Genomic DNA, 21,802 nt, shown 5'->3' with positions numbered 1-21,802 from the left:
TATGCAGACATCCCACCTTACAGCAAAAAATAGGGATTTCTCCTAATAGACAGCCCCAACGTTGCCGCATATGCTATAAGACACAGGCATTTATCGTCGTTTACCTGTTGTAGAGTAGAGAAAAGAGATATATACTTTCTGAACGCTTTTTCATTCAGAAAGTGGAGAAAGTTAGTCGGATATTTATGCAAAAAACACGCCATTTCGTGACGGTAAGTACCGCACTCATGCTCAGTCTGGGACTTATGCTCGTCTTCGCCGTCGGAACAGCCTCAGCGCACGCCAAAGTCATTAGCTCGACGCCCGGCATGGGTCAAACCGTTGCCACAGCGCCGACGAGCATATCGGTAACAACAGCTGAAAATATGAACCCCGATCCCAAAAAGAGCAACCTTTTTGTCTATAGTCCTGCTGGCGACCTGATTAGCCAGGGTGACGCAAAAATTCCGCTGAACAATCCCAAAGAGATGTCTGTTCCCATCAAGGCGACCGGCAGCGGCATTTATGTGGTACGCTGGGTAACAGTCTCAGCAGACGATAATGATCCGGCTGAGGGTGCCTTTACGTTCACCGTCAATCCTGCTGGCGGCAACGCAACTACCGGAGTTGAAGCGAAACCGACTGCCGCACCATCTACGCAGCCAGCAACAGCAACGCAGAGCAGTTCGCCAGTCGTGCCCGCAGTTATTACCGGAATCATCGCGCTACTCGTTGGTCTGGGCGCAGGCTTCGGCTTTGGTCGAACACGTCCCGCTCCCGTAACCAGCGCTGAGTCAGCGAAACCGGAAGATAAAATCACCAGCAAGTAGTAGTTAACAAAGAGCAAAGAACGATGCGCGTACGTCCGTTTTTCTGGTGCTTGCTCACCCTGACATGTATCAGCGTCTTGCTGCTGGCAATACTCCATCGTCCACATGTACCTGCAAAATTGCAGGTACATGTGGATCGTCACACCCTGATCGCGGGGGGAATGACCTCATTAAACCTCCAACTGACCGATCCGCAGGGCATCCCTGTTGAGCGAGCAGAGGTACTGCCAAGTGCATATATGACGAACATGGATATGCAGGCCAGCACTCACACTGTCAATGCATTAGGCAGCGGTAAATATGCCGTCAAGCTCCATCTGGATATGGCCGGTCCCTGGGCAATCGTCATTCAAACCCAGGCCGAAGGCTTCGCCCCCCAAAAGCAAATCCTTTACGTCGAAGTCACATAGATACATCCGCACACAGAATGAAAACATTTGAAATCCGGGCCAGATTGGTTTTTGGCCGCACTCATGCTACACTACATCAGGAAGGTTGACAGTTCAGAGATGATCAGCGAAAAGGTGTATCCTGACGTGAGCAGAGTTATTCGTTTCTTCAAAAACCTCTTTCAGCGCTGGCACCTTTCGCTTTTTGAGAAGGTGATCCTCGTCAATACTGTCATGCTACTTATCGAAGCTGTGGCCGGATTATGGGTCACAAGCCATAATTTAGAGGTCCATCATTATCTGATCGACACCAGCTTTATCGTCCTGGCAACATTGATTACACTGCTTACCAATATCATTTTATTGCGCGTCAGCTTTCGCCCACTCTTCGGTCTGCTCTCCACCATGCGTGAGGTCAGCACTGGAGCAACACAGGCTCGCGCACAGATCACGGCCACAGATTCAGAAATTGGTGCCTTAGCGCAAAGCTTCAATAATATGCTCGATCGATTGGAGGCAGTACGGCGCGAGCAGACGATGCTGATTTTGCAAGCTCAGGAGGACGAGCGCCGCCGTCTGGCCCTGGAACTGCACGACGAGACGGGCCAGAATCTCACCGCATTGCTGATCCACGCCGAAGTTTTAAGCCAGAGCATCCAGATGCTGCCAGAGACTACTCTGCCTGACGATACTCGCCAACACTTAGAAACGGGACTGACGCAGTTGGCGCAGTTAACACAACATACGCTGGAAAACATCCGTGTGCTGGCCCAACAACTGCGTCCCAGCGTTCTCGACGATCTGGGGCTGCTGGCGGCCTTTCGCTGGCTGGTAGAAGATAGTCGTCAACACCTGCATCTGACCATCGATCTGAGCGTCGAGGGGATGACAGAGGCGAAACATCTTCTGCCACCCGCATACGAAACAGCGCTGTTCCGCATTGCCCAGGAGAGCCTCACCAATATCGCGCGCCATGCACACACACAACATGCCTCGATCAAGCTAAAGCGCGACCAATCACAGATCAGCCTGCGCATTCACGATGATGGCTGCGGGTATGCACCGAAGCAACAATATACAGGATCGGGGCAGATCGGGATGCGAGAACGGGCAACACAACTCAAAGGCACATTGCGCATTCAATCGCGACCGGGCCAGGGTACAACGGTTCAGGTCATTTTGCCACTACCAACGGACCATTTGCTCAAATAAAAAGAGAGGAATATTCATGTCTGGCGACTCCAATACTGTTCAACTGATTCGCGTTCTCCTTGCCGACGATCATGATATCTTACGCCAGGGCTTGAAATTATTGCTCGCAGCACAACCAGATATCGAGGTGGTTGGGGAGGCACGCACAGGAAAAGAAGCAATAGAGCAGGCTCAAGAACTACAACCAGATATCATCGTGATGGATATTAGCATGGCAGAAATGGACGGCATGGAGGCCTGTCAGCACATTCGTATGCAACATCCCAATATACAGGTACTCATGCTGACCATGCATGAAAGCGAAGAATACTTTTTACAATCTCTGCGCATGGGAGCCGCCGGCTACATCGTCAAGAAGGCCGCGCCTGCCGATCTCTGTATGGCCGTCCGCACCACTGCACACGGGGGAGCCTTCCTCTATCCCGGTTTAGCCAGAGCGCTCATTCGCGCCTATCTCACGCCCCAGATGCCCACCAATCCTGCCCTGTCCTCTTCAACGCTCAACACGCCTCTCGACGTTCTCACCCCACGCGAACGAGAAGTCCTCATCCTGGTAGCTGAGGGCCGCACCAACCAGGAAATCGCCAATCAACTGGTGATCAGCATCAAGACCGTTCAGGCTCATCGCGCAAATATGATGGAAAAGCTCGGCTTACAGGATATCACCCAGCTTGTCCGTTTCGCCATTGCACATGGCCTGATCACATCAGAATTTTGATGCGACCCAACTACTATTTCTAATTCCATCAATAGAGTTACAATTGGACAAGAGCATTTCCACATAGACAATAACTGATATATAGAAATTGCAGGTCACATTCTATTGATTCTTAATAGCGAGATATGCTATCATCGCTTCAATTACCCATGTGCGCAAATGAAAAGGGGGAAACGTCCACACATGCAATTTATCAGACAAAAACAGCAGGTTGCCGTCTGCCCTCAATGCGATAACATCGTACGTATTGACGCGGAAGTGTGCAATATTTGTGGAAAACGTCTCAGAGCAGGGAATGGGAAAGCGGCTCCTAACGTCCCACCAACGCCACTCACAACGCCGTTACCAGCCCAGACACTTCAGGATCTAGCGGCTTCGCTTACCACACAGGAAGATACCGAAGAAGAAGAATACGAGGAGGATGAGGAGGGGTACGATGAGGAGGAAGAGATAAGTATTCAAGAAGAAGCTCCACCACTACCAGCGACTCCAGCAGAGATCCTTCAGACCTTGCAGCAGTTGCAAGAACAGGCCGCAAAAATGGAACAATATTTCCCGGCAGATATGCCCGACAAAGCCCAGAAGTTGAGCTCCTGGCGTAAACAATTGCAGCGAGCATCCACCTGCGCCGAACTGTTTGACTGTCCGCAGCTCCAACATATCGAATCACAACAACTCTTGAAGCTGCGCCTTCATCTGGCTGAAGCAGCTCAGGCACTTGATTATACCCGCGAATATACGGTCAAAGTCATTGGGCATGCGGGCGCAGGAAAAAGTACTTTGCTTGCGGCGATGGTTGGGCGCGATATCTTTCCCCGCATGGCTGGTGGAGCTGTCACGGGTGTCAAGACGCGCATCCGGCTCTGCAACGAGAACGAACCAGAAGAAATGCGGGTACATTTCCTGACGCGTGCCGCCTTCGCGGACGCTCTCAAACAGACGCAACAAAGCATTCAACAGGCTGGAAATTCCCGTCAGCGCGACATGCTGGCAGGCGAGCTGTCTATCCTGCTCAAGGCCAGCGAAGCATACGCAGATCGCTATCTACGCGAAGAACCGCTGATAGAGATCATTCCCCGGCAGGCCTGGAAAGACGACAGCAACCGCTACATTGAGGAACCGGCGCGCGACAGCAAGGAACCGCACCTCATTCGCCTTATAGATTTCGTTGAGTACATCGTCCATGCGACACCACATTCATTGTTGCCGCCAGGCAGCGTTCTTGTCGATCTGCCAGGAGGCTCAGCTGGTCAAATTCGCCATGATGCGATCTTGCGCGAGGAACTCAACGATGTTGACGCCATCATCCTTGTGATTGGCAACAACCGCTTTGGCGATGATGACCGCACGCAGCGCATCTTCGAGCAGGTCAAGCACAAAGTCTTGCAGCATCGCTCTCCTGAAATCGCAGCTCAGATGGTCTTTCTTGCCGTCACCCATTGGGATGAGATCACCTCAGCCGCCAGTATGGAAAAGGCGCTGGGTAGTCTGCGATCTTTGCTGCGAGATCTTCCGGCGAATTACAGCACCCTCCACCGTCACGGACCCAACAACGACTATTTCTTTTACCCACTACGCAGCCTCGACGCGCTCTTTGCCACGCTGGGAGCCGAAAAGCAAACGCTGGACGATGATCGCCTTCAAGAGGGCAGAGATTACGTCGGGCGCGTGCTGAGCGTCTACCCAGAACTGCTACAAATCGATCCTAAGCTGCCGAAAACCGCCAATGCGCAGGATTTCCAGAAGGTCTCAGTGAAGCAACACGAGGCGATGCTCCGTTTCAGCGGACTGCCCAGCCTGATGCACGATTTACAATGCTTCCTGACCAGCAATCGCTACGAAGTGCAACTCCGGCAGGCCGAGACACAGATTGCAATGGCGCTGCAACATCTGGAAGATCTCTGCTGGGAACATCTGAATACACAGGGTATTCATAGCCGCGACCTCGACGAGTTACAACAGGAGATGCATTTGCGCAAAAGCAAGCGCGGCGCAATCCGTTTCGAGCTGCTGCAAAGGCGAACCAGCGAGATGCACATCGCCTGGGGCGAGGCGCTCAAGCAGTTTGATGCCGTCATTAGCAGCGAAAACAATGCCTTCCATCATGCTCAGGTCATGGCACACGAGCGAGCAGCCCAACGCATCAAGCTGCGCATCATGCAGGGGCACTTCGATCACTTTATCAAGGTCAACAATCGTATCCAGGGTGACTCGCCAGCGATGGAGATTGGACGGCGCTGGGTCGATATCGATGGCTGGAATCTGATTAAAGAACTGCGCTTCAGTTTTAGCGCTGCTCTGGAACGCGAACTGAACGAACCGGCCCGTACGCTGGCAGAAGCCTTTCTCATGCCTATCGCCTATAAAGAAGAAATTGATGGTACGCTGGACATTACGCGCATCTCACTGGGTGAGGTTGGCGGCGAACTGGACGAGATCGCAAAAAATTACAATAAGTTGAAGCGGAGTATTCGCGACAAGGCACGCGATATCTGCCTCTACGTCAGTATGGCCGAATTGCTGAATGAAGAGAAATACGCGCCAACCAAAGATGCTCCCGCCGTCAGTTCGTTGTATCGCCTCGTCTCGTCGCAAGATCGTCCCGAAGAGATTATTCAGCAGGCGCGTCAATTAATGGGACCAATTCTCGATGTGATCTGTGGCAATCTCGCTCAGTGTACGGAGCGGCGCATCGCCCATCTCTTCCGCTATGAACTGGACAAGCTGGAAACGCGCCAGGTCTACGATGCTGATCGGCTGGATACGTTGCCAACCAGCGTGCCTGGAGCCTTTTCTGATCTCATCAATAGCCTCTATAGCCTGCTCACTGAGCGCGTCCTCACGTCGGAGGCGCTACGTCAACAACTCGATCAGCTACAGGCACAACGCGAGGCTGATGTTGATCGCTGGGTAGAGCTGCTTGGCGACACTGAAACGTTGCGAGTGGCCTATCGACAAAGTTAGCGAACTACAAATAAGAAACGAGAGCCAGTTCGCGAACCGGTCTCTCGTTTCTTATCCCCTGAACGGGCACCCGTATAATAAGTGATTACAAAAGGCATCGCCCCCAGGATGCCCCAATAAGCATGCATTCTAATGAATGAAACGCTTACGGCTCCCCCCAGAGCATTTGTAAGCGTGTATTCGTTCCCCGCTCATAATACTAAGATACGAAGGAGAAGATCTGGTTGACAACGTGTTAAGATATCATTAAGGTTCACCTGAGCGTCCCCATCTCAGGTTGAGAAACCTTCATGCTTAGAGCAACAGCGTCCCAACCGCGACAGCGACCACAAACACCAGTACAGTATAATCGCGCCAACCCAACGGCGCTTCGTGCAGGGGCGTTTGCTGGCCCTCGATATCGTAGCCGCGCGCCTCCAGAGCCGTTGCAAGCTCAGACGCACGGCGCAACACACTGCGGATCAGGGGCACGAATAACATCGCCATGCTCTGCAAGCGCTCTCGTACTGTCCCATGCCCTGGATCAGCCCCACGAGCCATCTGCGCCTTGACCAGATGCTCAACTTCTTCGAGCAGGCTGGGGATAAACCGCAGGGCAAGCAACGCCATCAACGCGAAGTCATCAACCGGGAGCTTTAAGCGGCGTAGCGGCGATAATAACATCTTCAATCCTTCCACCAGCGCAATCGGAGAGGTTGTCATCGTCAACAAGAGCGAAAAGGCAAAGAGGCTGAATAAAGCGACGGAAACGCTCACCAGAAGCCATACACCGCCATATGTCACGATCAACGGTCCGATGTTGAAATGCTGTGCAGGAGGAGGACCGTAGACCAGCAGAAATCCGACTACAGTTGCGAGAAGCAACAGGATGAGCAGTCCTCTTCTGCGCTTGAACCAACTCAGAGCAGCAACAGGCAACAGCGAGGCGATCAAGCAAGCAAACAGTACAGCCCAGCATACCAGCAAGACACTCTGCGCGCTCCCATACGATGTCACAAGCGGCCCAATCGTGTAGAGCGCCCGAGGATCATCTCCGCGAGCAAAGGGAGTCGTCAGTGACCCGATGATGATCAGGAAGATCAGAAAGCGTACACGCCGCCACATTTCTCGCAGCGAGATACCAGAGAGCAGCGTACCCAGGCAAAGCAGTCCCAGCGCCACAATAAAAGGGATGAAATGCCAGCGATGCCGCAGCGCCACCAGCATCCAGAACGCAATCCCAAAGAGCGCTAAGAGCTTCGTCCTGGCTTGCAAACGATGCAGCAAGCTACTACCCGGATAATAAGTTCCCAGCGATATATTTCCCAGCATAATATCTATCTTTCGATTAAATGTCGTATTCGCGCTTTTTACTGCGCATGTGCAAGGATGCGCAGTAAAAAGCGCGAATACGACATTTAATATTCACCTGTTCTCAAAGCAGCAAAAGCCTCATCCAATGTAAAGGTTGTGAGAGGAATCGTCAGGCCGCGTTTACGCAACAATTGCAGCAATTGACTCAATGGAGGAGCTGCCAGCCCCCATTCGCGCAATTGTTCCACCTGAGCAAAGACGGAACGCGGCGTCCCCTGCATCACCAGATGCCCATCATATAAAACAAAGAGCAGCTCGGCCAGCATCGCTACCTCAGTCATATCATGTGTCACCAGCACAATAGTTGTGCCTTGCGTTTGTTGGATATGGCGTAGATAGGCATAAAACTCCGCACGCGCCTCCGCATCGAGTCCAACTGTTGGCTCGTCAAGGATGAGAATCGAAGGAGACATAGCCAGCACGCCGGCCAGTGCCACACGCCGTTTCTGCCCTCCGCTGAGATCGAGGGGAGAGCGCCAGGCATACTCATGATGTGGCAGGCCAACCTGTTCTAGCGCGGTTATGACACGTTTGCGCACTTCACGTCTGCTCAGCTTCATCCGTTGAGGTCCAAACGCCACATCAGCATACACGGTTCGCTCGAAGAGCTGCGTCTCTGGAAATTGAAACAGCATACCAACGCGCTGGCGCAACGCTTGTAGATCGGCCTTCGCAACCCCAACATCAATGCCATCGACAACTACCGTGCCAGATGTGGGACGCAATAGCCCATTGAAATGCTGAATCAGCGTGGTTTTGCCCGATCCAGTCACGCCAATCAACGCAACGCAACTGCCGCGCGGAATCTCCAGATTGATATCCTCTAAAGCGGCTCTGCGCAAGGAACCGTTTTGATAAACATGAGAGAGACGATAAGCGAGAATAATTGGATCGGTCAAGGCGCTAACTCCTCCGCAATAGCACTCAGGGTGATGGCTCTCGACGAGAGAGGGACGCCAGCGCGCCTCAAGCGCTCAGCTAGCAACAGCGGCTCAGGAATCTCCAGCTTCAAATCGCGCAACAGATCTAGATCACGAAAGATTGTTGCTGGAGGTCCATCCAGTATAACCTGTCCCTGCTCCATCACAATCACTCGTTGTGCCAGCGCTGCCTCTTCTAAGAGATGCGTTATCTGTATCAGTGTCAACTTCTGCTCTTGATGCAACTGATGTAATAACGCGGTGATTTCCTGACGAGAGAGAGGATCGAGCATCGAGGTTGCTTCGTCGGTAATGATACAGCGGGGACGCAAAGCCAGGATGCCAGCCAGCGCCACACGCTGCCGTTGACCACCGGAGAGCTTCGATGGTGGCAGATCGCGCAAATGGCTAATGCCCACAGCTGCCATCGCTGCCTCAACCCGCTCTTTGATCATGGCTCTCGGCCAACCACGAACGGCAAGCGACCAGGCAACATCATCCTCTACCACCGTTGCAATCAACTGATTGTCGGGATTCTGAAAAACCATCCCCACGCAATCGCGAATAGTACGTACCTGGGCTGCATCGCGCGTATCATGCCCATCCACCAGCACATGTCCACGATCAGGGAGGAGCAGCGCGTTGCAAAGACGGGCTAGTGTTGATTTGCCGCTGCCGTTATGTCCCAGCAGCACAATGTACTCGCCCTCCTGTATCTGAAGGCTGAGATCGCGCAGGACAGGGATGGAGGGGCTATTCTCGTGTGGGCGTGTCGGGACGGGATAGCCATAGATCACATTTTGTATATCAAGCAGTGGACTCATACTTCGACTTTCTGTTCCTCTTGCTGCTCTTCCTGCTTGCTAGCCTTGCGCGCTGCCGCCAGCCGCCGCCTGATGGCTCGCTTGACGATGCGTCGCCTTCCGCGCTCCAACCACCACCCCACTTTGCCATCAGGGAAGGGACGTACATCGTACCCGAGCAAGCGGATCAGGAAATTGGTAACGCTATAGATGGGCAGCACCATAAACCAGGAGGCCACCCAGAGGACGCAATAAAACGAGAGCCACCAGTAGGTCAATGCCCAGGTAGCCAGAGCGGTAATCACAGGATAGATTTGTTGCTGCCACCAGTGACCAATGCCTACTCGCACTGCAAGCGTATTGGCGACAAAGATCAATCCATTATAAAGCTGTTGCAAGGAATGGACGAAAGTATCTACGGGGGTGCCGCTGACTATCGTGAACAACAAAATCAGACAATAGAGGGTGAAAGCACCACAGGAGACGGCTCCCACCAGCAGCAGCGAATGGCGCCAATGATACTTCATCGTGACACCGAGAAATAGCCCTCCCATCATTTCAAGAGAAGGGGCTATCAGATACTGCGGCCCGATAATGACGCCGAGCATAAACCAGGTCACGCACATTGTCATAATGCCAACATACAGGCTCCGCCGTAACACCAGGATCGCAAACACCACAAAAATAGGCATGCGAAAAAAATCGCCCACGATGGGAATATAGATTGCCATTAACTGAAAAATGACGGCCAGATCCGCTATCAATGCCCCTTCAGCTATCTCTATCGGCTGTAGCTTTCGCACAGGCTGCTCCATCTAACGACCACTCTAGTTTTATACATCGGTCCACTCCACATATTGTAGCGTATCGCAGAAGGCTCCAAATCCCTTCTAACAAGCACCCGAAACATTGCTTTTATATTCTGGTGATGATGAGAAAAGACTATAAGAATGGTCAATACTCAGCTTCTTTATCTCAACTTCCTAACATTACGATACACGCTCTCTTTTTGTTGCAGCGGTACATTGTTTGCAAGAGAAAAGGTCCAGGCAACCATTCATTTTGTGCCTGGACCTTCTCTCAAACATAACTCTTATATCGCAAAGATATTCGTCTTTTCAGATCGCTTGTTCGCCGGGTATCAGTCTGGAACGCTTGCCCTTTTCTGCCCGCCATACGCAGCTTCCCATCGTCCATCTGCCTGGGCCAACTCGACCTGCCTGATCCCCGCAGCGCGCATTTTGCCAGCGGCCTGCAAGACTGCAACTTTGCCACGATTTATCTGTGACCATTTACTTTTCGGGCCACGCGGGGTAAACTTTCGCAGCCAGTACTGTGCATCATACGAAGCCGCCTGGCTGTCAATCCATCCATAACAGAGGGCTGCGTCTAACGCTTCTTCGTAAGTAATGGATGGAAGACCGCTGGCTTTCTTCGCAAACTTCAGCCACGCTCCCCTGAACTCGCTATGATACTGTTCAAGCCACATTTCCCACTCACGCTGCGTTTCACATGCAAGTATCGGATAGGTCTCACTATTTTTCATGTCCCTCACCTCTGCTTTTTAATGTGGGAAGTTGCCGCGTGATTTGAAGAGTTCAAGCACGTATCCATCAGGAGCCGTCAAGAGGGCGACGCGGGCAAACCCCGCCGGGTGATCGTGCGGCTGGGCCAGGGAGGGAGCGCCACGCTTGACGAGATCTGCATAGGCTTCCTCCAGATCATCGACCTCGAACACAACGACGCCCCGATAGCCTTCCTGCACGGGCGCAGAGTGGACAGAACCAATCGATCTGGCAAAATAGGAGGCGTCAAGCAATTCCAACTTCACATTGCCAGCATCTAATTCTGCGTATGTGTTGTTCTCGTCTCGAAATATCGTAGAAAGACCCACAATCTCGTGCCAGAAGTGAAAGGATGCCGCGAAATCGTTGACCAGCAGGCGGAAATCGTTCAGTTTCATATCCCTCTCCTTATGTTTCTCTATCATAGCGCTCGTTTATTTAACTTCTTGATAGATAAAGTATACCCTCAAAGAGTGACAGTATCAGCCCTGATTTTTGATTGGCGGCAAGAAAAAGAGAAAATCATCGAACGAACAGTTTTAGCTCATACCTTGATCTCCTGAGCCTGTCTATTGCGAGGCAACCCATAGAAGGCAGCTTCCAGCCGCGAATGATGGAGCTTGCCGCTGAGACCGAAAAACTCACAGAAGCTCATAATCAGTGGGTTCCAGCGCTCAGGATCGATATAGTTCTCCGTTCCTGGCACAAGTAGATACTCATCAATATGCACACGCGCAATGCTCATCTCAATTGCCTTGATCGTTCCATGCTCCTCATCAAACGCATGGACCTGCTTTACATACGCCTCCAGTTGAATCGGGCATTCGGCAACCAGTGGCGCATTGACCAGATCAGCAGGTAGCGGCGTCAGTCCGGCAATGCCAAATTTATCTGCTTCATAGCGATACCCTATCTTCTCTTTATAATCTGGAACTGGATCGCGTCCGGTCGTCAGCGCCAGCTGATCCACCGCGCCAACGAGGTCCGCTGAGGGCAGGTTAAGTACTCCCTGCCCTTCACGCAAGAGATTTTCGACCGTCTTCGATCTACCGCTCATCCCCAGCATGCAGGATTGGTTCAACCACCACACTGAAGACATCGGGGCCAGATTGGGCGAGCTATCTTCATTGCGAGTACTGATCAAGACAACCGGCGTGCCAAAGTAGAGTATTTTAGGTGTGATCGCCGTATGCATATACATTTTCCGTCCTTTATACTGACATGTGTTCTATATCTTTACAAAACAAGAGCCGCGCTTGCTTGATGAACGAAGCATACCGTAAAAGCGGTGAGAGTACTATCCGATTCTTGCGCTTCAAACCGGGCTCGACAGCCCCCATCTTGTCAGGACTCATCGGAGCATGGTATAGAAAACTAGTATTTGAGAATGGAATGTTCTCCTATTGTTTTTTATTAGACAGAAAAAAGGTCGCAAAAGGTCGCAACATTTTAAGCTACGAGAGCAATAGAAGAAAGATAAGGCTATATTCGTGGTGGGTTTGCTGATTGGTATAGATGGTCTCATATTTCTCCCATTGGCATTTCGAAGAGAATAGAATTATAGTTATAGCCGATTTTCTTTCTAAGCTTCTTCTTCATCCTTTCGTTTTGATGCTATTTGACTAATTTTTTCCCGTAACTGGTTGGCTTCTTCGTGTTTTCCTAATCTTTCTAGTGCTTCTGCTTTGATGTTATAGGTGTTCCAGTAGCGTGGCGTCTCAGTTGGAATATGAAGTACTCGTTCACAAACTAATAATGCATCTTGATACCTTTTAAGAGAAAACCATGCTTCAGCCATCCCTGACCATGCATCCATATTATAGGGATTAAAATGAACAGCTCGTTTAAATGCTTCAAGTGCTTCCCAATAATAATTATCATAACCGGTATCGGAACCGAGAGAAAGAAGCTCAACCCCCTTTTTTTCGTCAAGCGCGGAGATTTCGGGAGAAAATTTTGTTTTCATCTCCTGCAACTCCTCTACCACCATACGAATACCTCTCGCTACATCCTGTAAACCTTTATCTCTTGGCTTCCATTCAGTAACAGGGAGAGCATCTTGAGGGAGAGCGAGAAGTTCTCCAAGTCGTGTATGCGTCCAATCTACAGGACGTAAAATAACTGGTACGACTCTTATTTCGCCTGAGATGTGTTTCTCCAATGCTCTGCTAAGTTCTATATTATTGCAGTAATCCGAATTCATGAAGGCGGGGGAAATCAAAGTCAAGAAAATATCAGAAGCCTCGATCTGAAGCAAGATTTCCCTTTGATAATCTTTTCCAGGTGATATTTTACGATCATACCATTCCATTATTAATCCCTCTCGCTTTAGTGGCGCCAAATGTTTCTCCAACTGCCTGCGTAATCTTTCGTCTTCTCTCGCATAACAGTAGAAAAGCTTTATAGGTTTTTCTTTAGAAGGATACAAACTATCTTGTTCATCAAACTGCTGAGAAGCTAGAGATTTTGAATAGGCAATTAATGCTTCGGGAATGTCTGCATCTCGTAGAAAATTTTCAGGAATGATACCTTTTGAAAGAAAGATTGTTGCTAGATTAATAATTGGCTGGTAAGGAAATGTTCCCTTAGTAAGACCTTTTGCAGTCCTTAAATCTACGTTGTGGAATTTGGCGAGATTTATCTCTGCATTAGAAAAATCTGCATGATCTAAAAAAGCTGAGTTAAATATGGTGGACCTAAGCAGACATTGACTGAGGTTTGCCCCTTCCAAATTAGCTCTGTAGAAATTTGTATCTCGTAAATAAGACTCTTGAAGGTTAGCTCCTCGCAGATCTGCATAACTTAGATTCACTTGCCACAGATTAGTATTTCTCAAATCCGCATTGCTGAGATTAATTCCTTTTAGACCATATTTATTGAGATTTATAGATCTTATGGTGGCTTTGCTTGCTCTCCTCAGTTCTGCTTCGTGTTGGTTTACTCCACCCAAAACACCTAGATTAATGCGCCTCAAATCTGGCTTTATCTTAGGATGATCCTTTCTCCAACTGTTCCATGTTTTTGCGCCTTGCTCTAGAATGTTTAAGTGTTCCTGATTTGCCATATGCTTCCCCCTTAATAAAATAGACGAGTAGATAAGGCAATTTCGAAAAGAATATAACAAGGGATCTGAGCGCTTTGCTTAAAATGGACTCATATGCCGGGTCCAATATAAAAAGAAACAGCACTGGCATTTCTTCTACGCCGTATTATCAAATCGCTCTTTCTTCTGGATGACCAGGAATACGAAATTGAAAAGATCAAAACTCATCACAAGAAATCAATAAAGATAATCCATAGAAAGATAATCTGTTTTGGAATTTGCTCTGTTTGCTCGTCTATTCTGGTAAAGGAGATAGAGATCGTATGGCAAACCAGAGACATGTTGATATTTTGAAACAGGGAGTGGAGGTGTGGAATAAATGGCGATTGGAGATCGAGGAGAAACAAAAGAGTGTAGTAGCTCCTGATCTCAGTGGAATCGATCTTAGTGGAATGAACCTCAGTGGGGCATTCCACTACTCGACTGATTTTCGCAAATCCAATCTTAGTAGTACATACATCCAGGGTTCTAATCTCACCCAAGCTGATTTTCGTTATGCAACCCTTGTAGATGCTGATCTTAATCATTCTGCACTACTTTTGGCTGATTTTAGCAATGCAGATCTGAGAAAGGCATCTATCTACCTTGCTTACCTCGATAGAGCTACCCTCTGTAATGCCAATCTGCAAGATGCTCGTTTATTTGAGTCTAAATTCAGGGGAGCTAATTTGACAGGAGCCAATCTATCAGGAGCTAACCTCGATAGTGTTGATCTGAGTTGGGCTAATCTAACAGATGCTAATTTGACAGGAGCGAGCTTGTGCAAAGCAGTTCTCACAGAAACGAACTTCACAAGAACAAATCTCAGCCGAGCTGACCTAACAGGAGCAATTTTCATAAAGACGAATTTATCACAAGCAATACTCACAGATTGTTCTGTTTATGGAATTTCTATTTGGGATATAGATCTAAAAGAAACTACCCAAAGAAACCTTGTCATTACTCCCTTAAACCAACCACCTGTTATTACTGTAGACAATCTCGAAGTTGCTCAATTTATCTACCTTCTTCTCAATAACCAAAAGATCCGACAAGTCATTGATACTATCACCTCGAAAGTCGTCTTAATTCTTGGCCGTTTCACTTCAGAAAGAAAACCAGTATTGAATGCCCTACGGGAAGAACTTCGTAACTATAACTATTCACCAGTTGTATTTGACTTTGATCGACCGAAAAGCCAGGATTTGACGGAGACAGTAAGCACTCTGGCCCACCTTGCACGCTTTATCATTATTGACCTGACTGATCCAAGTAGCGCTCCGCATGAAATGGCAACCATCGCTCCCCAATGTATCAGACCTATCAAACCAATTATCTCCAATGAACTCATACTTAAAGATGGAAAAGAAGTGGAGACGTGGCGCGAGTATACGATGTTTCAAGATTTACGCAAGAGATATCATTGGATACTAGACACCTTTCGCTACCAGGATATCTCTCATCTCATCGATTCTCTTCAAGACGATATTATCAAACCAGTAGAAGAGAAGATCACGCATTGGGAGCCGGAAAAAGAGAAGATCAAAGAGCAGGAAGACGAGATCAGAAAACTCAGAGAGGAGTTAGAGGAATTAAAACGAGGAGCGTAAGTAGTTTTATAGAGTTCTTAGATAGGGCCATTGCCGTTTCATTGTATTTTAGTAGTTGAAACTTCATTGTTGTACAGTTCGCAGGCTCAGAAGAGGGGTTTCTTGCATTGCAAGAAGAAACAGGATATATTTTAGCTATAATAATTTCATCGCAGATTGAGAGAAAGAAGTGAGTACGATAAGCGCCATAGCTTCAGCCCCAGAGATATTCTATTGTTACACACACTCCGACGAACCGTTGAGCAGAGAATTAGAGAAACATCTGAAGCTATTGCAGCGTCAAGGTTTTGTCTCTACTTGGCATAGATACCAAATCGATACAGACATGAAAGAGGCTGAGGTTATTAATCGCCATCTTAATACTGCCTCAGTTATTCTGCTACTTCTGAGCGTTCGCTTTCTGGCGTCGGATTTTTGCTTTAGTGTCGAGATACAACGGGCGGTACAGAGGCATGAAGCGGGTGAAGCCCGGGTCATTCCCATTCTGTTGCGCCCCGTGGATTTGGGCGATACACCCTTTGAGAAACTCTCCATGCTGCCAAGTGAGGGTAAACCTATCACCTCATGGAGCAATCGAGATGAGGCATTTCTTGAGGTTGTCAAAGGTATTAAAGAAGCCCTTGAGTCCATCCAAAAAGCAACATTACCTATCCCTTCTGCAGAGACTCTCAGGGATTTTTTCATTAGTTATGCGGCAGCTGATCGTAGTTGGGCAGAATGGATTGCTTGGCAATTGGAAGAGGCAGGTTATACCACAGTCATTCAGGTATGGGACTTCCTTCCAGGAAGAAATTTCATCAGTGAGATGAACGCAGCGGTTAAAACGGCAAGAAGGACTATTGCTATAATCTCGCCTGAGTACCTATCCTCTGCCTTTACCCAATCGGAATGGACTACTACCTTTCAACGTGATCCCACAGGGAGCCAGGGATTACTCATCCCTGTGGTTGTTGAGCCTAGTGATGTTAGCGGTTTTTTGGGATCAATTGTATACGTTAATCTAGTTGGACTAGATAAACTCTCAGCGCGTGCTCAATTACTTGCCTCGATTGGAAATACGAGGAGCAAACCAAAAACAGCACCCGTGTTCCCTGGTTCATCGGCTCGATCAGGGAAAGATTCAGAACCGCCTTTTCCTGTACAGGACACTCACCAGCTTTTCGACGTGTTTGTGAAATCAGGCTTTCCCTACATAACATATGTAGAACGTGAAGATTTTGGATTACTGAAACTCTCTTTAGCGCAACCTGGTCGTGGCGTAATTATAGAAGGTCCATCAGGGGTTGGAAAAACAACAGCCCTCAAAAAGGCTATTGAGGAATTAACCCATGAAAAACCTCTATCGGCAGATTCGTCTGTATTACTACTAAGCGCACGTGAGCAAGAACACCAAGCTAGCATAGAAACACTGGTAAGCTGGCATAATGGGACTGTTATCATTGATGATTTTCACCGACTAAGCCCGGCAACCAGTAAGAAAATTGTTGATTATTTAAAATATCTGGCGGATACTGAACCTGAATCGAAAAAACTGGTGATCGTCGGAATACCACAGACAGGTCAAATGCTCGTTGATATATCGTTCGATATCGCGACACGGATAGATGTCTTCAAATGGGGAAAAGTGGAAGATGAGCTTATTCTTCGTATGATCGAGCAAGGGGAACAAGCATTAAATATTGAACTGACCCAAAAATCTGAGATTATCTCGGCTTCAAGTGGAAGCCTCAATATTGCTCAGTTTCTCTGCTTTAACATCTGCTATAAGCAGAGAATAATCAAGACGCAGGAGCAAAAGCGAACAATTCATTGTACTATAGACACTGCTATATCCTATGTGATAATCGATCTATCAAGGAAATTTGGAGAGCTAACCAGGCGTTTTACTGCAATGGGTGGGTATAGAGATATAACATGTTTAAGGCTATTAGAGGCTTTAGCAGCTAGTGGTGATGGATTTGTTTCCTTAGCTCGTCTCAAAGAGCAGAAACCGAACCTTGCAGAAGGCATTGAAAGATTCATTGATGAAAGGTGGATAGACAAGCTTTCTGAGGTATATCCGATATCCAAGCATCATCTCTTCTTTGATCCGACACTTCAAGCATTAGTAGTCGAAGATCCACAATTTACCTTTTATCTCAACAATATACAATTCAACATGCTGGAAAAAGAGGTAGGAAAGACGAATACTCCTCTGCAGAGACCAGTAGGAGGAAGTATAACTAATCCTCTGCGAGATCATATTTTCATTAGCTATAGCCACAAAGATAAAGAGTGGTTAGACAAGCTTCTCACAATGTTTAAGCCTTTAGAAAGACAAGGTTTGCTCAAGACCTGGTCTGATACCTTAATTGCTCCAGGCTCAAAATGGAAGGATGAGATCAATACAGCCTTGGCCTCAGCGAAGGTAGCTCTATTATTAGTCAGCCCGGATTTTCTCGCTTCAGATTTTATTGCAAACCACGAACTTCCTCCTCTTTTAGATGCAGCTGAGAAAAAAGGATTAGTGATCCTGTGGATCGCAGTAAGTTATAGTATGTATAAAATAACAGAGATTGTTAACTACCAAGCAGTTAATAATCCTTCTGAGCCTTTAGATAGTTTGACAACTTCATCAAGGGTTAATCAAGAACTGGTCCTGATTGCAGAGAAAGTCAGAGAGATACTTCATAAAAGGTAGGTATTCTCGTCTCAGAGGGGAGAAAAGAGAATACCCAAACGTCTTTGCTCAGATGCTCTCTTTCCGTTGCGCTCATTTACATCTATATCACGTACTCTGGTTTCTCTGGTGGGAGTTCATCCCACGTTCGCCCGTCAAGCAGGCGTCCACCGCTGTTGTGATACCGTCCTCCCACCTGCTTAAAGAAGAACTTCACCCTTGCCGCTCGACATTGCTCTCGTGCGGAGCGTGCCCAATCCAGATCGAAAGGACGTGCCCGCGCTCCACTTTCCCCGCCACAAATGAGCCAATCGATCTGCTGCAACCAGGGCATGAAATCAACCCGTTCCAACGCTGGTTCATAACTCACAAATCGCACGAACGCTGGCACCTGGATGAGCAAGGGAAGGCGTTCATTGGCCCGTCGCTGATTGCCCGCTGATGTCCCGATCCATACGTTGTCCGGCCACTGCGTCCAGGGAACCATCGAGAGGATATGCTCCGGGCGTTTGGTGAGCAGCAACCAGTTCAACCAGGGAGTACGCGCAATGAGCCGCCATAACTTCTCGCGTTCTGGTTCTAACGTTGGATGCTCTTCAAACACATCAGCCATACTGCTACAAAACACACTGCGTCGATGTCCCTGTAGCTCTGCTTCCCGGTTCCAGGTGAGCGGTTCCTGCCAGTGCTTAATGCCGAAGGTCCGGCGTGTCGTGGTTGAGGCTGGACCCCAAAGTTTCATCCCATAGCGACTGGCTATGCCTTCTGCATAGCAGTTGCCACACTCTTCCGAGACTTTCACACATCCCCAGGCGATATTGAACGTGTAGCCGGGAATGATGGTGCCATCAGGCACGTGTCTATGGGTCCATTCAATCGTTGTTTTCATGCTCGGTGCTCCTCCTGTTCGGGTTGAGAACAATGGTGTGTGGTCAGTGCTGCAATATATCGCACGTCCTCTGGCAAAACGGCAAGCACGGTCGGACGTGCCTGTTGCAGCAGGGAGACGATCAGGCTCACATGACAGAGAGTGAAGTCGTAACACCCACACAGCAAGATCAGCAGGTGTCCTTCCTGTAAGTATTGGAGTAGTCCAGCAATCCCCACCGCAGGATCAGCAAGTGTGATAGGACCGCCTGTAGCATAGTTGCGGTTGCCCAGAAATGCGCCAGCCCAACGGTAACGCTTACTGTAGCGGGTGTGCAGGGAAGATTGGTTCCACTCCGACCAGTGCGAGCGGGGCGACATGCGAGTATCAATGAGCAGCATACGAGGGTCACGCTTCATCAAGTGGTGAACGAGCGCTCCGTCTCGACTGTAACCGCAGGGATAAACTAGGAAGAACGGATAGCTGCTCATCGTCACATCCTGACCCTTCCTGTCGAATAGAGCATCCAGCGAAAGAGCAGGCCAGCGGCAATCGCGCGTACCTCTTCGGGACCGCCACGTGGGGCCACGTAGCGAGCATAGCGCATCGCCACTTCATGGGCTTCCGTGCAGTCCGTGATGGGCCAGCCAGAGAGAACGCCTAGCAAAATGAGTCGTCGGGCAAGGTCTTGTCCTTGCTGAAAGGGAGAGCAGGCTGATTGCATTCAGGGTTTCCTTTCTGAGTGATCTGTTGCTTGTTCGTGTTCAGGATGACGCACTCCATCATTGCTCGTCAGAGGGTCGTTGCCTTGTGTGCGGCCTGTCCACTCTCCAGCGACATCACACATTCCCTGCGTCATTGGACTGAGAAAGGGCATGAGCGATCTAGTGCGCGGTTGATAGAGCGGATGGACTGGAGAGCCACATCGGGTGACATTCAGACAGGATAAGGGAACCGATGAAAGCAGGGCAAGAACGGCCTGCTCACGATGCAGGTAGCGACCACCATTGCCCCAGGCGATGACAATCTGCTCTGTCTGCGTGACCGCCTCCTGGATGAAATGATCATTCTTCGGTCCCACTGGATCAGGGACCGTTGAGAGCAGGCGTGGATCAGGGGTCTGCCACGCAAACAAATTGACGAGCACGAGACCACCATAGCCAAAGGTCTGTGAGAACCGGAGAAGGCGGCGCAGGGTGGGATCGTCGGTGTGTTCGTCAGCCATACTCGGATTGAGCAGTATCCAGACGAGGGAGGGACGATCCGTGTCCCAGGTTCTCCAAAGCCGATAGCGATAGGCGTCCTCGATGATGGCTCCTTGTCCCTTATCGGGAAAGAGCGCCGTTTGTCGGACGGTCGTGCTTTTCAGGTTGCGTTGCTTCATGATGCTTTCTTGATTGTATCCTGGCTTCTGTAACACACTACAGGATCATCACCGATGGCCTCGTCAGAGGATTGCACTCTGACCTCTCGCTTGGACGGATGAGGCTGAAAGAGATGGTCTGTAAGGCTGTAAGTGTAAGCGTGTAAGTTGAAAGTTACATCACTTACAGCCTTACAGATTTCATCCCGTACATGACTTACGCGCTTTCACTCTGTAAGGGGGTCGTCACTGATCCTGTATCCCTTTCAGTCGGGACACTTTCATCTTTCACTTCTGTAATCGTGACCCGTAATCCGGCTAAGATTTTGCCAGCAGTGACATGCGAACAACCGACTTTCCTTCCAGCTTCGGTCGCTGTAATCGTAGGATGGTCTTGCAGTAACTTACGAATAGGTTCCTCGTAGTTACTGCCGCCCTTGCGGATATGGGTCGGTTTCTTGCCGACTGCTTTCAGATGAGGCGTGCCTGTTTGTTGAGGAGCTTTCACCCCAGCCAGATGATGGAAGGTTTCAACCATCACTTTCACACTTTCACGTTGCATCTCTTTCATGGCTTGCGTGTTGGCATCCTGCATCGCTTGAAACCCTTTCATCATTTCAGCTTGAAAGTCTGTAAGCGTCATCGGTTGACTTACAGGTGCAGGTTGTAAGGCAGTGCTGGGTTCACTTACAGGTTTCAGGGTTTCAGGCTGTAAGTGTAAGTGGTCCTGGTTACGGCTACTGTCAAACATTAAGGTGTAAGCGATATTTAAAATCGGAAAGGCTGAAACAATGTAAGGGTTTAAGTCTCCCCACGTGTGAATATAAGGCATGAAAGGGATCGTGACTGTCACACTTTCAGCGGTCCATAACATGTCACTGTGAAACTCACGAGCATGTTGTAAGTTGGCGGCCCAACTGAAACCCGAAATCAGGAGGATGAAGGGCCAGAACTTTAACACACATCCCAGGATCGGGAGAAACTTTTGATACCAGGGTAAACCGTAGGTCGCGTTACGTAACTCACGAGCAAATTTAATCGACAACAGAAATTCGGTAATATTAATGGCTCCGGCGATCAGGTACGCTACGAACCACCACCAGTCTGAAAGGGTGCCATCTGCGTTTTGTGGTTCAAAGGCGGCGAAAAAGTAGGCGACATGAGGCAAAGACGCCACCAGAAACACCAGAAAGGCGAGACTGGTGACGAAGAGAAAGGCACCATCGACCGCTCGATCAATCCAGGACTGATGACGAACGGCTCGTGCTGGCTTCGGTTTTCGTGGCCCTGGTTGGAGCTTGTGCCACAGATCGGTACTTTTTCTCCAGAGCGTATGAGCGGCTTTTGGTATCCAGGTTGCTGTCTTCTTCATGGCGCTCTGGAGGCGTGTTGCTTGCTGTTTCATCTTCCTTGCTCCTTGTCTGGTGAGTGAGTGGTTGAGTGAGCGATCTTTTTGCCCTCACATCCTCGTTTTTTCGGAGGGTTTT

At 49.1% G+C, this 21,802-nt stretch carries 20 protein-coding genes; 7 read left to right on the top strand and 13 right to left on the bottom strand.

Annotated features, from left to right (window positions below; all coding sequences use genetic code 11):
- Positions 1 to 185: 185 nt before the first annotated feature.
- The 5 genes from K3T83_RS30820 (at position 186) to K3T83_RS30800 (ending at position 6,092) form a co-directional block, all read left to right on the top strand.
- Complete coding sequence (locus tag K3T83_RS30820; RefSeq protein ID WP_220206750.1) at positions 186 to 809, top strand: copper resistance CopC family protein; 624 nt, start codon at positions 186 to 188, stop codon at positions 807 to 809.
- Positions 810 to 832: 23 nt separating this feature from the next.
- Positions 833 to 1,219 carry a FixH family protein gene (locus K3T83_RS30815; RefSeq protein ID WP_220206749.1) on the top strand — a complete coding sequence of 129 codons (387 nt, stop codon included), beginning with the start codon at positions 833 to 835 and terminating at the stop codon, positions 1,217 to 1,219.
- A gap of 126 nt (positions 1,220 to 1,345) precedes the next feature.
- Entirely contained in the window at positions 1,346 to 2,410 is a 1,065-nt protein-coding gene (locus K3T83_RS30810; protein ID WP_220206748.1) for a HAMP domain-containing sensor histidine kinase, read from the top strand.
- Between the two features lie 16 nt (positions 2,411 to 2,426).
- Positions 2,427 to 3,128, top strand: coding sequence for a response regulator (locus K3T83_RS30805; protein ID WP_220206747.1), 702 nt, complete (start codon positions 2,427 to 2,429; stop codon positions 3,126 to 3,128).
- A 183-nt stretch (positions 3,129 to 3,311) separates the two neighbouring features.
- Positions 3,312 to 6,092 carry a dynamin family protein gene (locus K3T83_RS30800; protein WP_220206746.1) on the top strand — a complete coding sequence of 927 codons (2,781 nt, stop codon included), beginning with the start codon at positions 3,312 to 3,314 and terminating at the stop codon, positions 6,090 to 6,092.
- Positions 6,093 to 6,386: 294 nt separating this feature from the next.
- Here the strand turns inward: K3T83_RS30800 and K3T83_RS30795 are convergent, their stop codons facing one another.
- From K3T83_RS30795 to K3T83_RS30760, 8 genes are all read right to left on the bottom strand, one after another.
- Entirely contained in the window at positions 6,387 to 7,403 is a 1,017-nt protein-coding gene (locus K3T83_RS30795; RefSeq protein WP_220206745.1) for an energy-coupling factor transporter transmembrane component T family protein, read from the bottom strand.
- An 86-nt stretch (positions 7,404 to 7,489) separates the two neighbouring features.
- Positions 7,490 to 8,344 carry an energy-coupling factor transporter ATPase gene (locus K3T83_RS30790; RefSeq protein WP_220206744.1) on the bottom strand — a complete coding sequence of 285 codons (855 nt, stop codon included), beginning with the start codon at positions 8,342 to 8,344 and terminating at the stop codon, positions 7,490 to 7,492.
- Positions 8,341 to 9,189 carry an energy-coupling factor transporter ATPase gene (locus K3T83_RS30785; RefSeq protein ID WP_220206743.1) on the bottom strand — a complete coding sequence of 283 codons (849 nt, stop codon included), beginning with the start codon at positions 9,187 to 9,189 and terminating at the stop codon, positions 8,341 to 8,343. Before K3T83_RS30785 ends, K3T83_RS30790 begins: the two co-directional genes overlap by 4 nt.
- Positions 9,186 to 9,971, bottom strand: a complete 786-nt coding sequence (locus tag K3T83_RS30780) for a YybS family protein (protein ID WP_220206742.1) — start codon at positions 9,969 to 9,971, stop codon at positions 9,186 to 9,188. The genes K3T83_RS30785 and K3T83_RS30780 overlap by 4 nt, the downstream gene beginning before the upstream one ends.
- Before the next feature lie 338 nt (positions 9,972 to 10,309).
- Positions 10,310 to 10,714 (bottom strand): YdeI/OmpD-associated family protein, encoded by a 405-nt coding sequence (locus K3T83_RS30775; RefSeq protein WP_220206741.1) that lies wholly within the window; start codon positions 10,712 to 10,714, stop codon positions 10,310 to 10,312.
- 18 nt (positions 10,715 to 10,732) lie between these two features.
- Positions 10,733 to 11,131: a VOC family protein gene (locus K3T83_RS30770; protein WP_220206740.1), complete on the bottom strand. Its 399-nt coding sequence runs from the start codon at positions 11,129 to 11,131 to the stop codon at positions 10,733 to 10,735.
- 146 nt (positions 11,132 to 11,277) lie between these two features.
- Positions 11,278 to 11,928, bottom strand: coding sequence for a flavin reductase family protein (locus K3T83_RS30765; RefSeq protein ID WP_220206739.1), 651 nt, complete (start codon positions 11,926 to 11,928; stop codon positions 11,278 to 11,280).
- A 387-nt stretch (positions 11,929 to 12,315) separates the two neighbouring features.
- On the bottom strand, positions 12,316 to 13,797 hold the full coding sequence (locus tag K3T83_RS30760) for a pentapeptide repeat-containing protein (RefSeq protein WP_220206738.1): 1,482 nt from the start codon (positions 13,795 to 13,797) through the stop codon (positions 12,316 to 12,318).
- Between the two features lie 302 nt (positions 13,798 to 14,099).
- Here K3T83_RS30760 and K3T83_RS30755 point away from each other — a divergent pair, with 302 nt between their 5' ends.
- The gene (locus K3T83_RS30755; RefSeq protein ID WP_220206737.1) at positions 14,100 to 15,425 is read left to right on the top strand and encodes a pentapeptide repeat-containing protein; all 1,326 of its coding nucleotides are present in this window, start codon (positions 14,100 to 14,102) and stop codon (positions 15,423 to 15,425) included.
- 169 nt (positions 15,426 to 15,594) lie between these two features.
- Complete coding sequence (locus K3T83_RS30750; RefSeq protein WP_236065024.1) at positions 15,595 to 18,105, top strand: TIR domain-containing protein; 2,511 nt, start codon at positions 15,595 to 15,597, stop codon at positions 18,103 to 18,105.
- A gap of 82 nt (positions 18,106 to 18,187) precedes the next feature.
- Here K3T83_RS30750 and K3T83_RS30745 read toward each other — a convergent pair whose 3' ends face one another.
- The 5 genes from K3T83_RS30745 to K3T83_RS30725 all read right to left on the bottom strand — a co-directional run bounded on the left by K3T83_RS30745 (position 18,188) and on the right by K3T83_RS30725 (position 21,720).
- Positions 18,188 to 18,973, bottom strand: coding sequence for a DUF5131 family protein (locus K3T83_RS30745; protein ID WP_220206735.1), 786 nt, complete (start codon positions 18,971 to 18,973; stop codon positions 18,188 to 18,190).
- Positions 18,970 to 19,443 (bottom strand): hypothetical protein, encoded by a 474-nt coding sequence (locus tag K3T83_RS30740; RefSeq protein ID WP_220206734.1) that lies wholly within the window; start codon positions 19,441 to 19,443, stop codon positions 18,970 to 18,972. The genes K3T83_RS30745 and K3T83_RS30740 overlap by 4 nt, the downstream gene beginning before the upstream one ends.
- A gap of 2 nt (positions 19,444 to 19,445) precedes the next feature.
- Complete coding sequence (locus tag K3T83_RS30735; RefSeq protein WP_220206733.1) at positions 19,446 to 19,676, bottom strand: hypothetical protein; 231 nt, start codon at positions 19,674 to 19,676, stop codon at positions 19,446 to 19,448.
- On the bottom strand, positions 19,677 to 20,336 hold the full coding sequence (locus K3T83_RS30730; RefSeq protein ID WP_220206732.1) for a DUF1643 domain-containing protein: 660 nt from the start codon (positions 20,334 to 20,336) through the stop codon (positions 19,677 to 19,679).
- Positions 20,337 to 20,532: 196 nt separating this feature from the next.
- Positions 20,533 to 21,720 (bottom strand): hypothetical protein, encoded by a 1,188-nt coding sequence (locus K3T83_RS30725; protein WP_220206731.1) that lies wholly within the window; start codon positions 21,718 to 21,720, stop codon positions 20,533 to 20,535.
- Positions 21,721 to 21,802: the final 82 nt, after the last annotated feature.

The sequence above is a fragment of the Reticulibacter mediterranei genome (genome assembly GCF_016587455.1).
This window is presented reverse-complemented; position numbering and strand designations above follow the sequence as displayed.

Excerpts from the sequence above, each read along its gene's own strand:
- K3T83_RS30815 (WP_220206749.1), top strand. The coding sequence starts at position 833 with ATGCGCGTACGTCCGTTTTTCTGGTGCTTGCTCACCCTGACATGTATC.
- K3T83_RS30730 (WP_220206732.1), bottom strand. The coding sequence starts at position 20,336 with ATGAAGCAACGCAACCTGAAAAGCACGACCGTCCGACAAACGGCGCTC.
- K3T83_RS30765 (WP_220206739.1), bottom strand. The coding sequence starts at position 11,928 with ATGCATACGGCGATCACACCTAAAATACTCTACTTTGGCACGCCGGTT.
- K3T83_RS30795 (WP_220206745.1), bottom strand. The coding sequence starts at position 7,403 with ATGCTGGGAAATATATCGCTGGGAACTTATTATCCGGGTAGTAGCTTG.
- K3T83_RS30745 (WP_220206735.1), bottom strand. The coding sequence starts at position 18,973 with ATGAAAACAACGATTGAATGGACCCATAGACACGTGCCTGATGGCACC.
- K3T83_RS30775 (WP_220206741.1), bottom strand. The coding sequence starts at position 10,714 with ATGAAAAATAGTGAGACCTATCCGATACTTGCATGTGAAACGCAGCGT.
- K3T83_RS30755 (WP_220206737.1), top strand. The coding sequence starts at position 14,100 with ATGGCAAACCAGAGACATGTTGATATTTTGAAACAGGGAGTGGAGGTG.
- K3T83_RS30725 (WP_220206731.1), bottom strand. The coding sequence starts at position 21,720 with ATGAAACAGCAAGCAACACGCCTCCAGAGCGCCATGAAGAAGACAGCA.
- K3T83_RS30805 (WP_220206747.1), top strand. The coding sequence starts at position 2,427 with ATGTCTGGCGACTCCAATACTGTTCAACTGATTCGCGTTCTCCTTGCC.
- K3T83_RS30735 (WP_220206733.1), bottom strand. The coding sequence starts at position 19,676 with ATGCAATCAGCCTGCTCTCCCTTTCAGCAAGGACAAGACCTTGCCCGA.
- K3T83_RS30820 (WP_220206750.1), top strand. The coding sequence starts at position 186 with ATGCAAAAAACACGCCATTTCGTGACGGTAAGTACCGCACTCATGCTC.
- K3T83_RS30785 (WP_220206743.1), bottom strand. The coding sequence starts at position 9,189 with ATGAGTCCACTGCTTGATATACAAAATGTGATCTATGGCTATCCCGTC.
- K3T83_RS30760 (WP_220206738.1), bottom strand. The coding sequence starts at position 13,797 with ATGGCAAATCAGGAACACTTAAACATTCTAGAGCAAGGCGCAAAAACA.
- K3T83_RS30800 (WP_220206746.1), top strand. The coding sequence starts at position 3,312 with ATGCAATTTATCAGACAAAAACAGCAGGTTGCCGTCTGCCCTCAATGC.
- K3T83_RS30740 (WP_220206734.1), bottom strand. The coding sequence starts at position 19,443 with ATGAGCAGCTATCCGTTCTTCCTAGTTTATCCCTGCGGTTACAGTCGA.
- K3T83_RS30770 (WP_220206740.1), bottom strand. The coding sequence starts at position 11,131 with ATGAAACTGAACGATTTCCGCCTGCTGGTCAACGATTTCGCGGCATCC.